Genomic DNA, 15,029 nt, shown 5'->3' with positions numbered 1-15,029 from the left:
TTTTATAGTATATAGTAATATTCATATATGCCTAAAAGTTATATAGGGTACTTTTAGTTACTATTGAATATTACAGGGGGTTTACAATGAAAAAAGTTTATAATATTGGTGTTGAAGCCACTCTTGAAGTTATTGGGGGCAAATGGAAACCTATTATTCTTTGTCATCTTAACCACCATGGTCAAATTCGTACGAATGAATTTCGTCGATTGATTCCAGGCATTTCGCAAAAAATGCTAACGAGCCAATTACGTGAATTAGAGCAGTCAGGATTAATTGATCGTAAGGTTTTCAATCAAGTACCACCAAAAGTTGAATATTCGCTAACACCTTATGGTCAAGAGATGGACCCTGTGCTCAATATGCTTTGCACTTGGGGTGAAAAACATATCGAAGTACTACAAGATAAAGGTGAAGATGTACTAATAATGCAACGTGATGAAGATATCGCAATAAAGCATACATCTTAAATAGATTGGAAAGAGACTGTCTAAAAAGTTTTCTATACTAAGAAAATAAGACAGTCTCTTTCACGTTTACATAGCCATCGTTTTACATTACAAAATCAAACTCATCTGGGTTTGGTCCAACACGTTGATCTAGATTCATGGCGTTAATGATAGCCATTTCTTCATCAGTTAGTGTGAAATCAAAAATATCAGCGTTTTGAATCATACGTTCTCTGCGCACAGATTTTGGAATTGTGACGATACCATTTTGAATATCCCAGCGTAAGATAACTTGAGGATTTGATTTCCCGTATTTTTCAGCTATTTTAGAAATAGTTTCATTTTCAAGAAGTCCACCTTGCATTAATGGTGCCCAAGCTTCCATTTGAATATTGTGCTCTTCGCAGAATGAACGGACCTCAGTTTGTTGTAATCGTGGATGAAGTTCCACTTGGTTAATAACTGGTTTGATACGAGCGATTTTAAGAAGATCCTGTAAGTGTGATACTTGGAAGTTACATACCCCAATAGCTTTAATTTTCCCTTGCTCGTATAAATCTTCAAGTGCTCTCCAAGATTCTGCAAATTTATTTTTACCTGGCCAATGAATAAGATAAAGGTCTAAATAATCTAGCCCTAATTTTTTTAAGCTGTCTTCGTATGCTGCAATTGTCTCTTCGTAGCTCAAGCCATCGTTCCATACTTTAGATGTAATAAATAAATCCTCACGTTTTAAACCAGTAGTTGCTAGTGCTTGACTAATACCTTCACCAACACCTGCTTCATTACCATAAATAGCAGCAGTATCGATACTACGGTAACCAACCTCAATCGCATTTTTCACCATTTCTGCTGTAACATCATTCGGTACTAGGAATACGCCTAGACCCATACCAGGCATTTGTAAACCGTTATTTAATGTAATTTTATCTTGTAAATTATTAATCATTTTTTTGTCCTCCAATTTTCGTTTGTGCTTTGTTGCTTTCTCATTATGCTTCCATACCATTGCAAAAAAAAGTACGCACTTTTTAGTTTCATAGAAACGTAGAGGTTACTTTTGTGAGATATCAATGGTTCACTGTAAGAAATTTTTTTTGTTTACGTGGTTCTGTCCTCTGTATACGTTACAATGAGTGGTAGAAAATTGAATCTTCGGAAAGGGTTGGTGAACGTATGATAATAACGAAAAACTTGGCAAATCACTTAGAAGAGACAGAGATTAAGATGTTCGAATCAAGGCTTAATGCAATTAAGGAAATTCAGAACAATGCTATGGGAGTTGAGATTGGTCAATTTGAAGGTGTATATGCTTTCTCCATAAAAAATATCCCCGGTCCCTCTTACAATGTGGTAAAGGGTAATAGCTTGGGTTCGGAGAATACAATAGATAAAATCCTAAGCTTTTATAGAACAAGAGAAATACCCGTTCGTTTCGATTTAGCACCTCAATATATAAATGCTACTTCGCTACAAAAATTACATAATGCTGGTCTTTATCAGAGTGATTTTCATGCAACATTATATTGTGAGCTAAACGAAGAGACAGTAGAGAAAACAAAGAATTCGTGCATTAAACTAAGACAAATTAAGGAAGACGAATTTGACCGTTACGGAAATATCTATGTTGAAGGTTTTGGTATGCCAGCATTTTTAGCAGAAGGTGTTGCAATCAATAATCAAGTTTTGTATGACAAGCCCGGTTGGTCGTTTTATATTGCTTCTCTTCAGGGTGAGGACGTAGGTATCGGTTCCTTGTATATAAATGATGGAACAGCCATTTTAGCTGCATCTGCCGTGAAACCAATTGCCCGTAATCAAGGGATTCACCAAGCATTAATACAGTTTCGTATCAACGAAGCTCTTCAACAAAATTGTAGTTTAATGATAGGTCACGCGAAATTTGCATCCATAAGTCAAAATAATATGGAGCGCTGTGGATTAAGAATGGCTTATACAAAAAGTATATGGACAGAAGCAAAATGAGGATTGCAAGAAGTTAGAAGGGGATTCAATGCTTAAGATAGAATAAGTAATTGAATCTTTTATAAAGGAGAGAGTGGGATGAATCGTTTAAATTTAATTACATTGGGTGTAAAAGATATGGTCGAGTCTCTTAGGTTTTATAGAGAGGGTCTGGGTTTTGAAGTGATTGTGTATGGTGAGGAAACAAATCCAGATGTTATTTTCTTTAATAATGGAGGGACAAAAATCTCTCTGTTTCCGATTGACCGTTTAGTAAAAGATATTAACGAGGCAAATCCACCAGCTATCGGCAATGGCTTTAACGGGATTACACTTGCTTATAACGGAAAGTCGAAAGAAGAAGTTGATCAAGTGTTTGAATTAGCTAAAAATGCCGGAGCGCAAATCGTCAAGGATCCAGAGACTGTATTCTGGGGTGGCTATAGTGGCTATTTCCAAGATCCAAACGGCTACCATTGGGAAGTTGCTTATGGGGACATGTGGCAGTTTGATGATCATGATATGTTGATTATTACCGAATAAAAGTAAGTGCGGTCTTTTTGATTAAGATGCGCTGATCCAAGTTCCGTCAGTTAATTGTAGACGTTCAATAGGACCTGCGTTCATAGGATAACGAACTCTCTGACCATCTACGTTCTACTCAACAAATGAATTATCAAATTCCATTTGTCTATAATCAGAAGACTAGTTCATTACATGAACTTATACACGCCGTTTGTGGTTGAGTGGGACCTTGATTTAACACCTTATATGAGTACGGGTTACCTTATAGATAAAGCTCAAATAATTAGTGATACCCAATTAAGCAGTTATACCGTTTTCCTTGGTTTAACGTTCCAAGATGTTTCTGAATGACTATTATATTATGATATGTAGAGAACCCTGTAGCTCATCGGAGAATTTACGATAAGCTACAGGGTTCCTTTATTTAACGAGAAATTTTTTACTATATTTAATTACTCTGTAATCAGTATCGCCGCTGGGGTGTTAAGCGAGCCAGCTGTAGAAGTATAGACTGGATGTGTAACACTAGTTCCTTTAGGTAGAGTAAATGTAGCAATCCGAACACCTTGGGTATTGGAAGACAGTGTAGGAACACCGTAAGTTGGACCATTGTTCCAACGTACAGCGCCGCCGTATGAACCTCCACGACCTGTCAAATATACCTTTAATGTCTTATCGGTTTGAGTTGGGTTTTTGAAAGTGATATTCGCCTTGTAAATAACACCATAATGCCCCTTATTAGTTGCTACAGCATCGCCAGGCGAATAGCTAGTTTCTTTAGTCATTAGGTTATCATTACCTCCATTATTTATGGAGAAACTTTTATTGCCGTCTCCGACAGTATATAGAGCAGCATCGCCACCTGAAGTACCAAAGCCGTCGATATTGGAAAAGTTCCAAGAACCACGCGGATGAGTCCCAATTGGTGAAACAACTGCATTTTGATTACTACGAAGATCGGCAGTAGTACTTTTAGCAGCTACTGTTCGGACTTTATAAGACATTGCAGAACTAGACGATAAAGTAAACTCAATAATTCCACCTACCAAATAACCATTTGGTACTTTCCATTCTTTAACTAATCCAACTTTCCCCGCTGCAATGGAACTATCAACCGGAGAACTAGGCGTTAATGTATTTCCGAGTAAAGCTTTTGCGGCACATTTCCCATGAGCTACAAAGCCGGTAATCGTATCGATACAGTCTTTAACACCAGAGACTTTATACGTACTGCCACTTGAGCCATTACCAATGGTAACACCGAACTTGATAGTCGCACCTGTGTTATTTAGATGCCAAACGAACATTCGATAAGTTACACTCTGTAATCCAGATGCAGCATCTGCCCAAAGAGTTGCATAACCATTAGTAAATGGAACAGAGCTATTAATAGTTTCTGGATTATCAGACAAGAAAAAACGTTGATTATTACTTGCCTTACCGTATAATTTTACAGATGGCACAACATTTGGGATTGTCACAGCAGTTAAATCAGATTGAGAACATGAAGCCATTATTATTTCCTCCTAAAAGTTAATTGAGATGTGAGACTAGTGGATGTCGTTGATTAAGGTTATCCACGAACCTTGTTATCAACGATTTCTCGCTCTCATATAAGTAAAGTGTTTAAGAGGGGGAATAAAACAACCTTCATTTTATTTTTTTTATGCAATCGATTAGGCTACTCCGAATGTTGGTGCATGTTACACGTTTTTGCTAATGTATATGTAATTTTTTTAAATTCGATTCAAGCGAAAGTCATTACATTTCTGTTTTACAGAAAAGATTTGACACAAGTGTATTAATCCAAGTTTCTTTTAAGGAAGGATAGGCATTTTTATGCCATAAGTTTTATTTGATAGCAATAATGTTAATAGTTGATATTCTCGCTTTATGCGTGAAATATATATAAAGCTGATTGATCCTTTATGGATGAATCAGTTTTTTTGTTTTTAAAAATCATATTTGAGAGGGGAAATTAATTGTTATTTATCGAGTGGTTTCAAAGTACAAGTCAGTTGGAGTCATAAGAGGACTTCTACAAGAGAAGAACTACCAGGGCAACCTTTGTTAGAAGGAGTTTTGGGTCCGATGTATGGCGGTGTAATAAATGGAAAAGTCGTTGTTCGCTACGAAGATCAAGCAGTATATGACATATTGTCATCATAAAATAAAAAATAAGATAGGGATGTGGTTAATGAAATCAATTCAAATTTCTTTTTATAACATGACAAAAGAAGAAAAATTCGTTATATCAAAAAATGAAACGTAAAATTGTTAATGGCAATGATGTTCTTTTGAAAGAAATGATGTCTATTGTGGGCGAAGAAGTTATTAAATATGAAGAAGATTTCTATGTTGATGATATTGAGTATTAAATAAACAAGATATGATTGAAATAGATAAAATGATGAAAAAGAAGCGGACCACAGAAGTGGAAGAGTTTTTGAAAAATAAAGAGTTGTAAGTATAGAAAAAGAATGGTTGCATAGTCGCTCATTCTTTTTGTACAAATAGGGAGCCGCTTCCCATTGAGTACAAATCTATGAAATCGTATAATACGAATATGCTTTTAATAACATTTATTTCTAATATATAGATTAGATTGGGAGGGTTACCATTTTGTATCGCATATTGTACATAGAAGACGAAAAAGAGATTGGTCAATGGGTTACAAAGGATTTAACGGAAAGAGGATATGAGGTTACATGGCTTGAATCTGGGGAAGAGGTCGATCAACACATAGGCTCTAAGGATATCGCTATATTGGATGTGATGCTACCAGGATTAGATGGCTTTTCAATTGGCAAAAGAATTAAGCGAGAAAATAAAGAAATTCCGATTTTAATGCTGTCAGCACGAACTGCTGTAGAGGATAAAATAGAGGGGCTCAATTTCGCGGATGATTATTTGACAAAGCCATTCCATCCAGATGAACTTATAGCTCGCGTTGAGGTTTTACTAAGAAGATATCAAAAGAATGATGATGTGTTAGATCTTCAGCATCTAAAAATTTATACGAAAGATATGCGTATTATCAATAAGCAGACGGATGAAGAAATTCAATTAACCGGTAAGCAGTTCTATCTATTACAGTATTTTATCCGCCACTTAAATCAAATTTTAACGAAGGAACAGCTTTATGAAGGTGTTTGGGGTGAAAGTTACATAGAAGGCGATAAAACATTAATGGTACATATTCGATACTTAAGAGAAAAAATAGAAATAAATCCTGCCAAGCCGACGATTATCGAAACCATTCGTGGCATTGGATATAGGGTGAAACTATGAGATTTTTCCGATCATTATTAGCAAAGTATATGTTGATCATATTTTTAGCCATCTCTATTGTTCAATTATCATACTTTGCTATTGCCGCTGTTATGTTTGGGATAGGAAAAACTGATTTTTCAAGCGAAGTTCTCAGGGAAAGCGAAGTAGAGGGAAAATGGCTTGTAGAAGCTAAGAATATAAAAAATGTCACAGAGGAAACAATTGCTCAACACTTTAAAGATTGGAAGGATCAATACCCTAAATCATCCATGTTCTGGGTAAGTGAGGACGGTACATTACTTACAACATTGAATGTGACGGAGCAGTTACCATTAAAATGGACGCCAGCATTTACGACAAAATTTATAAAAGATCATTATGGGGAAGATCCGTTTACGGTTATAGCTTTTTTAGGACAGGACGAATCGAATGGGTTTATCGTTTTTGAGATTCCTAGAGAAGTGTTTAATCCACCTCTTAAAAATGTTTATCAACAATATGGGAACCTTTTAATTGTTGGCGTTATTGCGATTATTTTATTTTTTATTGCTATATCTTTCTTATTCTTCAGAGGGATTCGAAAACGATTATTGCATCTTCAGGAAGCGATGGAAATTCGAGATGTAGATGGTTTACCTATTGAAGCGAAGGTCAAGAAGAAGGACGAAATTGGTCAGCTTGAACAAAGCTTTAATCGCATGGTATGTGAGCTTAGGGAAAGTAAGAATCGTGAGCAGAAGGAAGAACAGCTAAGACGAGAATTGATTGCAAATTTATCACATGACTTACGAACACCATTAACGAAAATACGAGCACAATCATATTCAGTTAGTAAAGAGGTATTATCGGAGGATGGAAAGCAAGCGATTAAGGCAATGGAAACGTCGATTGTTAATATTGACGCTTTAATAGAAAATTTAATGTCGTATACATTGCTGATGGCTAGTAAATATAAATTTGAGGCGAAAAATATCAATGTTATTCGTTTTGTGCGTGAGCAAATGACTACTTGGTATCCAGTGTTTGAAAAGGAAGGCTTTGAAATCGATATTGAGCTACATCCATTTGAAAAAAATGAATGGCAAATTGATCCGATTTGGCTTGGACGTATATTCGATAATTTATTTCAAAATATATTGCGCCATGCGAGCAGCGGGAAATATATTGGCCTGGAAACCGAATCGACAGAGCACTATGACGCATTTATCATAAAGGATCAAGGAAAAGGAATGAAAAATGAATCCAATGCCAAAGGTGCCGGTATCGGCTTATCGATTGTTGATATTATGGTGAAGGGCATGGATTTAGACTGGGATATTGAGTCAAACGAATCCGGCACAAAGATTAAAATTAAACACTACAAATAGAGATTTCGTGAAGCATGCTAAGGCATGCTTCATTTTAGTAATTGTCCAAACAGTATGTCAACAATGCTTATGGTATGCTGTTTTTTTATTCATAATGCATACAGACTCCTTAGAAAAGTAGAATGGAGCAGTACTTTATAGTAAGGTGATTGGAATTGCTATCTTCTTTTTAATGTTTATCACAAAAATATGGATGGCATTTGTTAAAACGTATGCCATGTAAATAAGTTGATTGGAGTGGAGGCTGGGTGACTCCTTGGGGATTAGCGATAGAGGAACGAAGGCTAAAAGCATCACATCCTGTGATAACGCCTTCGTGACCAACATCGTGTTGGCCCAAGCGGCTCATCGGACGCCCCCAGAAAGCTCTGCTCTGCGCGAAAGCGAAGCGGCAGCGATTGTTTTATCTGTGCGAAAGCGTAGCGACAGCAACAACAAAGCGCCCAGCCGGAACGGAAATCAACCCACGTTACGATAAAGTATCTTTTTTAAACAAAATTTAAACTAGGACCTTACCTGTTTTTAACCTTCGTTGCTTAAGATAATTACAGAGGTGAGGACAATGGAATATATCGTACAAACAGAAAATTTATCAAAGAGTTTTGGTAAAGAGCAAGCTGTATCAAATATAAATTTAAAAATACGTAAAGGTGAAATATATGGATTTTTAGGACCTAATGGAGCGGGAAAAACTACTACGATTCGTATGCTTCTTGGCCTAATGAAGTCATCTTCTGGGACAATCAAAATCTTCGAAAAAGATTTAACGAAGGAACGGATTAATATTTTAGCAAAAGTTGGTTCATTAGTAGAGAACCCTTCCTATTATCCACATTTAACGGCCTATGAAAATTTAGAAGCGTTAAGAAAAATTTTAGGTGTTCCGAAATCACGCATCGATGAAGTTTTAGAAATTGTTCGATTGAAGGATGCCGCAGATAAAAAAGTAAAGGGCTTTTCTCTTGGGATGAAGCAGCGTTTAGGTATTGCTGCATCTTTGTTACATAATCCTGAATTACTTATTTTAGATGAACCAACGAATGGTCTTGATCCATCTGGTATTATCGAAATTCGTAATTTGATTAAACGACTTCCTGAAGAATATGGAATGACGATTATTATTTCAAGCCATCTATTATCTGAAATAGATCAAATGGCCACTCAAGTAGGCATTGTTACAAAGGGGAAAATGATTTTCCAAGATTCAATTGAAGCAATGCGTAGATTTGCTCAGCCAAAGGTAGTAATTAAAGTGAGCGATAGTGGAAAGGGCTGGCGTTCATTAGTAGCAAATGGCATTAAGGCAGAACATAAGGATGACATCATTTTATTTGATGAATGCTCAGACGAAAAGGTAGCGCATATTGTACAAATCCTTGTACAAGAAGGCGTTTCGGTTTACCGAGTAGAGGAAGAGAAACGATCTTTAGAGGAGATTTTCCTTCAAATGACAACAGGAGAACAAACGCTATGATAGGGAAACTGTTAACTTCTGACTTTTTGAAAATTAAACGCAAAGGATTATGGTTTTTAACAGCTTTAGGGCCAATCGGTGTTGTTGCGATGCAAATGGTAAATTACGGCGTAAGGAAGGACTATTTGTTAGAGCAAAGCGAGGACGATTGGGGCTATTATTTATTAAACGTTCATTCTTTTACACCACTTGCTATAGTTCTAGGGATTGCTATTTTAACTTCATTTATGGCGAGCATTGAAAATGAAACGAACGCTTGGAAGCAATTAATTGCACTACCTGTATCTAAATTAACAGTGTATTTATCAAAATTCACTGTATTAGCAATTTTATTGTTGTTGTCTTCCACGATTTTAATGATATTGACACTGTCTTATGGAGTCTTTTTAGATTTAGGAAATAGCATACCATATGTGGAACTTGCTAAATATGCTTATTATCCATACTTTGCTGCGTTACCGATATTGGCACTTCAGCTTTGGATTGCAAGCGTTTGCCATAATCAGGGGATACCAATTACAGTAGGTATTTTCGGTGTGATTTTTGCCTACTCCTCGTATGTATTGCCTGATTGGATGATTTGGAAATGGCCATCATTAATGAATCAATGGGATGAGCCTGTTATTAATGTCATGCTTGGAGTAGGCATTGGTATTTTACTGTATATTATCGGAATGATAGATTTTGCTAGAAGGGATGTAAAGTAAATGTGGTCTATACTGAGCGCTGAATGGTTTAAACTGCGAAAATCTAAAATGGTGCCAATTATTTTTGCGGGGCCTATAATTGGACTTTTTATCGGATTAACATCGAATTTTAGTGATATGGTAGATTCCGGAATTAATGAATGGTATAGCACATTAATTTCTATGAATTTATTGTATGCATTATTATTCCTACCTTTAATTTCAGGAGTATTTGCGAGTCTTATTTGTAGATATGAACATCAATCTGGTGGCTGGAAACAACTTTTAGCACTACCTGTGACAAGAGGGAAAGTGTTTGTTGCAAAGTATGTATTAATTATGATCCTTGTGATGGCGATGCAGATACTATATTTATGTTCTATATATGCAGTAGGACTTATGAAAGGATACTCAGATCCTTTCCCAATGGAAATTGTGTGGAAGAGTATTCTAGGTGGATGTTTAGCGACAATGCCATTAGTCGCGTTGCAGCTTTGGATGTCCGTTATGTTTAAAAGTTTCGCTGCTCCATTTGCAGTAAATGTTATTTTTACTTTACCGTCTATATTAGCAGTCAATTCTGCACGTTTTGGACCTTACTATCCATGGGGGCAGCCATTCTTGATGATGAATATAGGAGGCAATACAGGTGATGTATTCTTCGTGCCTTGGGATCAATTGTTAACAGTTGTAGGAGGAGGATTCGTCCTGTTTTTCCTTGGAGGATATTTATATTTCCAACGAAAAGCAGTATAAAGTAATCGGAGATTTACTACATCCTCACCAGTCGGGCAAGTACTTGCAGTTAATAGATTAAGGGAGATATTTTAAAATGGTATTTGTTAAAAGGAGCTTTTTATTAATTTCAGCATTATTTCTTTTGTTATCTCTAGCGGGTTGCGGCAAGGGAGAAGCCATTAAGGATGCTTCAAAGTATACATCCGCGGTTGAAGATATCGATATTCCAAATGATGTGAAAGTAATTGGTTTTGGAGAAGCAACACATGGAAACGTTGAATTCCAAACATTAAAGAAGGATGTTTTCCAGGCTCTAATTAAAAATGAAAATGTTCGTGTGTTTGTATTAGAAGGAGATTTTGGTGGTGCTCAGCAAATTAATCAGTTTATTTTAAACGGTGCTGGTACAGCTGAGGAAGCGGTTAAAGCTTTGGATTATGGTATCTATAAAACGGAGCAAATGATTGATTTTGTTCAGTGGATGCATGATTATAACATGACTGCCGATGAGAAAGAAAAAATTTATTTTTACGGTAACGATATGCAACGCTATGATTATAGTAAAAAAGGGTTACTAGATTATTACGAAGTGGTTAATAGTGAAGGTGCTAAGAAATATAAGGCACAGTTAAAAGATGTGACAAATAAAACAATGAGAGATTTATCAACTAGTCAGCTAGAGGAGCTTGATAAAAATATTGATGCCATCATAAAAGATTTGCAAACTAATAAAGACTCTTATGAAAAGCAATCATCGAAAGAAGCTTATTTATTTGCCGCTCAATATGCGCAAATCATGAAGCAGCGAACGCAATTATTTTTAAATGACAGTAATTATATGAGTCTTCGTGATGAATATTTAGCGAACAACTTACAATGGATCGTTGATTTTGAAGAGTCTCAAGGTCATGATAAAGTACTAATGTCTGCTCATAACGGTCATATAGAGAAAACTTCTGCAAATATGGCAGGATACAAATCTATGGGCCAATACTTAGACGAAGTGTATAAAGATGCGTACTTTGCTATTGGGACTGATTTCATTAACAATACGTTTCAGGCACAAAATGGGTCAGGCGAAAGAAAAGAATATACAATTAAGCATCATAATGCATTAATAGATGCTTTCAGCGATGTGAAAGAAAACATTTTCTATGTAGATTTTAATAAAGCTAGTGAATCTCAGGAGTTAGCTGACATCGTAGCAAAGAAACAAAGAATGGGTAATATCGGCGATGATTTTAGTTTTTGGTACAAGTTTACACAGATGCTTTACACGATTAAAATGACACCTGCTAAGGCATATGATGGCATGATAATTGTGCAAGAGGCGACACCGACAAAAGTTATTGAATAACATGCGAAAAAAATGCTATTACCCATCTGAAGGTAGTAGCATTTTTTTATAATCATGGAACTTGAATTTCTTTACCAGAAGCTAATAAACATCCATATAAGGTGTATACTTCTGTTTCATTACACCATCTAAATAAGTATTGAATACCTCGATTTTGTTAATGATAAAAAAGAGGAGGTGTGGAAACAATGGCACAAGAAATTCTTTGTGAAGTTAATAACTGTACATTTTGGAACTCTGGAAACAGATGTGGTGCAGAGAAAATCTATGTTGTAAGTCAAAAGGGACAACAGGCGTCTAATAGTGAAGAAACAGATTGTAAGACATTTAATCCTGAAACGCATTAAATATGAAGGGCAACCATATAAATGGTTGCCCTTTTCCCATACCTTTATAAATATACATCAACTTTTACCTTGCTAAATAAAAGCGCATGAGCATTTCTCACTTTTTCCTCTACATAATCTAATGAATACTGTCCATAAGAATCTGTTAAATCGCCAATGGCACGAGATAAATTATCGATAACAGGAATTAATGTTTCTAAGTGGGTAAGTACTTCACCTTTATTCATTTCATCAGTAATTTCATGAGCTAGATGTTGAATTTTTCTTAGTCGCAATTTTTCAGATTGCATGGAATCCTCCTTATTGAGCCAATTTATGATGCTTCAATATATGTAAAACAATACAATTTCATGAATGGTTCTGGCAGGCGTTCAAATTGTCCGAATCCGCCCGAAAGTGATCGGGTTCGCTTTAAAGTGATCGGGTTTGCCCCGAAAGTGATCAGGTCCGCTCCGAAAGTGATCGGGTTCGCCCCGAAAGTGATCAGGTCTGCTCCGAAAGTGATCGGGTTCACCCCGAAAGTGATCGGGTTCGCCTCAAAAGTGATCGGGTGCGCCTCAAAAGTGATCAGGTCCGCCCCAAAGTGATCAGGTCCGCCTCAAAAGTGATCAGGTCCGCCCCAAAGTGATCGGGTTCGCTCCGAAAGTGATCGGGTTTGCCCCAAAAGTGATCAGGTCCGCTCTGAAAGTGATCGGGTTTGCCCCGAAAGTGATCAGGTCTGCTCCGAAAGTGATCGGGTTCACCCCGAAAGTGATCGGGTTCGCCTCAAAAGTGATCGGGTGCGCCCCGAAAGTGATCGGGTGTGCCCCGAAAGTGATCGGGTGCGCCTCAAAAGTGATCAGGTCCGTTCTGAAAGTGATCGGGTGTGCCTCAAAAGTGATCAGGTCCGCCCCGAAAGTGATCGGGTGCGCCTCAAAAGTGATCAGGTCCGCTATGAAAGTGATCGGGTGTGTCTCAAAACTGCTCAAGCCTAACAACCGGCTGCTCAATCGGAGTCCAAAAATGTAATTCTCATATTATTTTTTAGGTAATGTAATAATAAACGTAGTCCCATCAGAATGTTCGCTCTGTACTGAGATAGTGCCTTTATGAGCTTGAACGAGCTTATAAACGATCGCCATGCCCAGTCCAGTACCTTCCGAGGAGGCATCTGTTGTTGTGCCACGATAATATTGCTGAAAAATATTTTCTTGCATGTGTGTGGACATACCTATGCCGTTATCCACAATGTGGATTTCTACATGCTCTACCTTATCAAAAATCTGTGTATAAATATTTGTATTTGGTGGATTGTGGATAATGGCATTCATAAGAATGTTTTGTAATACGCGTTGCATAAATTTCGTATCAAAGTCAATGTTTATAACAGATGTATCAGTTTTAAAATGCAATATATAATCATTGGCCTGTGGATTGTTACTTATATTAGCAACGATTCTTTTTGTGAAATCCACAATATCCTGATTGGTTTTATGCAAGGGTAACTGACCGTCAGCATTATTAAACAGAATGATGAGACTTAAATCTTGAATAAGTTCCTCCATATGCTTGCCTTTATCTGCAATTTCTTGAATAAAGGAACGAGCTTCCTCTTTGGACCAATCGTATTGATCGTTTAATAGTAGGGTAGAGTAGCCTGTAATATACGTTAACGGCGTTTTTAAATCATGGGATATACCAGCAATCCATTCTTGCTTTGCTTGTTCAACCTTTTCACGTTCTGTTTCAGCAGCTTTTAATTTCCCTGATAAGGATTGTAGGTGTTGAAGTACCTCTTGATATAACATATAACGCATACGGAGCTTTCCTTTGCGTGTATAGATTTTAGATAGTCCAATAGGTTGTGTATAGTTTTCCTGTGAAAGCTGATGGATCCAAGACATTATAAAACCAAGAGGCCCCCCGAAATACCAACCAAATATAGCAATACAAACAATAGTACTGAATCCGAAAATCCATGCTACTAGTAGACTCTGATAAGCTTCACTAACAGATTTTTTAAAGAGTGGAAGAATACCTTCGAGTCCGATAACAATACACATTCCGCTCAAAAGTATCCACAGAATAATCCCCAGTGCTAGATGTAACGTAAATCGAGTGTTTATTCGCATAGTGAATCCTCTTTCGGTGGAATGAATTTATATCCAATGCCCCTTAAATTCACAATGATTTTAGGATTACGCGTATCATCCCCAAGCTTTTTCCGTAGTTTTGAAATATGAATCGTTACGGTTTTCTCCTCACCATATACATCATTTCCCCATACGAATTCGTAAAGCTGTGAAGTTGTAAAAATACGATTTGGATTTTTACAAAAGAAGTGTAGCAACTCTAGCTCTTTAGCTGTACATTCAACGAGCTGATTGTTAACGGTTAATGTAGCAGATTCAGGATTAAGAGCAAAGTAACCGAATTCAAATTTTGAACTTTGCTGTTGCTGAGAACTCTCATACATTTTTTGACGTCGAAGGATGACCTTTATGCGAGCGACGACCTCTAAAGGATTAAAAGGCTTTGTAATATAATCATCTCCGCCAATACCCAACCCTGTTAATTTATCAAAATCGGTAGAGCGAGCACTGACAAATATAATGGGAGTATTCGTATGCTTACGTATTTCTGTGCAAAGTTCAAAGCCATTTATATCTGGTAGCATGATATCGAGCAAAATAATATCGTAATGATTGTCTTTTACAAGCTGTAGTGTACCTTTGCCCGTTGAAGAAGTATCGATATTTGTAAAGTGTTCTTTTCGTAATGTAATTTCTAATAATTTTAAAATGCCAATTTCATCATCGACGATTAAGATTTTTGCAGCTTCCATTTTTATCCCTCATTTCTATCTCAT

At 36.6% G+C, this 15,029-nt stretch carries 16 protein-coding genes; 10 read left to right on the top strand and 6 right to left on the bottom strand.

The genetic code is table 11. From position 1 onward, the window contains the following. The first annotated feature begins 86 nt into the window (after positions 1-86). A complete protein-coding gene (locus ACFVT8_RS18215; RefSeq protein ID WP_387084548.1) occupies positions 87-470 on the top strand; it encodes a winged helix-turn-helix transcriptional regulator in 384 nt (127 codons plus the stop codon). Between the two features lie 82 nt (positions 471-552). On the opposite strand, the gene ACFVT8_RS18210 is transcribed toward ACFVT8_RS18215, so the two are convergent. Next, positions 553-1,398, bottom strand: a complete 846-nt coding sequence (locus tag ACFVT8_RS18210) for an aldo/keto reductase (RefSeq protein ID WP_387084546.1) — start codon at positions 1,396-1,398, stop codon at positions 553-555. A 227-nt stretch (positions 1,399-1,625) separates the two neighbouring features. On the opposite strand from ACFVT8_RS18210, the gene ACFVT8_RS18205 reads away from it, so the two are divergent. Together ACFVT8_RS18205 and ACFVT8_RS18200 are read left to right on the top strand one after the other, a co-directional pair. Then, positions 1,626-2,435 carry a GNAT family N-acetyltransferase gene (locus tag ACFVT8_RS18205; RefSeq protein WP_387084544.1) on the top strand — a complete coding sequence of 270 codons (810 nt, stop codon included), beginning with the start codon at positions 1,626-1,628 and terminating at the stop codon, positions 2,433-2,435. A gap of 78 nt (positions 2,436-2,513) precedes the next feature. Continuing rightward, positions 2,514-2,957 (top strand): VOC family protein, encoded by a 444-nt coding sequence (locus ACFVT8_RS18200; protein WP_387084542.1) that lies wholly within the window; start codon positions 2,514-2,516, stop codon positions 2,955-2,957. A gap of 434 nt (positions 2,958-3,391) precedes the next feature. Here the strand turns inward: ACFVT8_RS18200 and ACFVT8_RS18195 are convergent, their stop codons facing one another. Next, positions 3,392-4,453, bottom strand: coding sequence for a hypothetical protein (locus tag ACFVT8_RS18195; RefSeq protein ID WP_387084540.1), 1,062 nt, complete (start codon positions 4,451-4,453; stop codon positions 3,392-3,394). A 1,108-nt stretch (positions 4,454-5,561) separates the two neighbouring features. Between ACFVT8_RS18195 and ACFVT8_RS18190 the strand changes: the two genes are divergently transcribed. From ACFVT8_RS18190 to ACFVT8_RS18160, 7 genes are all read left to right on the top strand, one after another. Beyond that, positions 5,562-6,230 carry a response regulator transcription factor gene (locus ACFVT8_RS18190; RefSeq protein WP_387084538.1) on the top strand — a complete coding sequence of 223 codons (669 nt, stop codon included), beginning with the start codon at positions 5,562-5,564 and terminating at the stop codon, positions 6,228-6,230. Further along, positions 6,227-7,579: a HAMP domain-containing sensor histidine kinase gene (locus tag ACFVT8_RS18185; protein WP_387084536.1), complete on the top strand. Its 1,353-nt coding sequence runs from the start codon at positions 6,227-6,229 to the stop codon at positions 7,577-7,579. The genes ACFVT8_RS18190 and ACFVT8_RS18185 overlap by 4 nt, the downstream gene beginning before the upstream one ends. A gap of 562 nt (positions 7,580-8,141) precedes the next feature. Then, positions 8,142-9,053, top strand: a complete 912-nt coding sequence (locus tag ACFVT8_RS18180; RefSeq protein WP_387084534.1) for an ABC transporter ATP-binding protein — start codon at positions 8,142-8,144, stop codon at positions 9,051-9,053. Next, positions 9,050-9,760, top strand: a complete 711-nt coding sequence (locus tag ACFVT8_RS18175; RefSeq protein ID WP_387084532.1) for an ABC transporter permease — start codon at positions 9,050-9,052, stop codon at positions 9,758-9,760. The genes ACFVT8_RS18180 and ACFVT8_RS18175 overlap by 4 nt, the downstream gene beginning before the upstream one ends. Further along, positions 9,761-10,495 (top strand): ABC transporter permease, encoded by a 735-nt coding sequence (locus tag ACFVT8_RS18170; RefSeq protein WP_387084530.1) that lies wholly within the window; start codon positions 9,761-9,763, stop codon positions 10,493-10,495. A 76-nt stretch (positions 10,496-10,571) separates the two neighbouring features. Next, positions 10,572-11,834 carry an erythromycin esterase family protein gene (locus ACFVT8_RS18165; protein ID WP_387084528.1) on the top strand — a complete coding sequence of 421 codons (1,263 nt, stop codon included), beginning with the start codon at positions 10,572-10,574 and terminating at the stop codon, positions 11,832-11,834. 188 nt (positions 11,835-12,022) lie between these two features. After that, positions 12,023-12,181, top strand: coding sequence for a DUF1540 domain-containing protein (locus ACFVT8_RS18160; protein ID WP_082172635.1), 159 nt, complete (start codon positions 12,023-12,025; stop codon positions 12,179-12,181). Positions 12,182-12,225: 44 nt separating this feature from the next. Here ACFVT8_RS18160 and ACFVT8_RS18155 read toward each other — a convergent pair whose 3' ends face one another. The 4 genes from ACFVT8_RS18155 to ACFVT8_RS18140 all read right to left on the bottom strand — a co-directional run bounded on the left by ACFVT8_RS18155 (position 12,226) and on the right by ACFVT8_RS18140 (position 15,005). Next, the gene (locus tag ACFVT8_RS18155; RefSeq protein WP_387084526.1) at positions 12,226-12,471 is read right to left on the bottom strand and encodes a group-specific protein; all 246 of its coding nucleotides are present in this window, start codon (positions 12,469-12,471) and stop codon (positions 12,226-12,228) included. Positions 12,472-12,789: 318 nt separating this feature from the next. Then, complete coding sequence (locus ACFVT8_RS18150; RefSeq protein ID WP_387084524.1) at positions 12,790-13,149, bottom strand: hypothetical protein; 360 nt, start codon at positions 13,147-13,149, stop codon at positions 12,790-12,792. Positions 13,150-13,197: 48 nt separating this feature from the next. Next, positions 13,198-14,292 carry a sensor histidine kinase gene (locus ACFVT8_RS18145; RefSeq protein WP_387084522.1) on the bottom strand — a complete coding sequence of 365 codons (1,095 nt, stop codon included), beginning with the start codon at positions 14,290-14,292 and terminating at the stop codon, positions 13,198-13,200. Further along, complete coding sequence (locus ACFVT8_RS18140) at positions 14,283-15,005, bottom strand: response regulator transcription factor (protein WP_387084520.1); 723 nt, start codon at positions 15,003-15,005, stop codon at positions 14,283-14,285. Before ACFVT8_RS18140 ends, ACFVT8_RS18145 begins: the two co-directional genes overlap by 10 nt. Positions 15,006-15,029 lie beyond the last annotated feature (24 nt).

The sequence above is a fragment of the Lysinibacillus sp. NPDC058147 genome, from assembly GCF_042884205.1.
Lineage (GTDB): Bacteria > Bacillota > Bacilli > Bacillales_A > Planococcaceae > Lysinibacillus.
The sequence above is the reverse complement of the archived record's forward strand: the minus strand, read 5'-3'. Positions and strand labels throughout refer to the sequence as shown.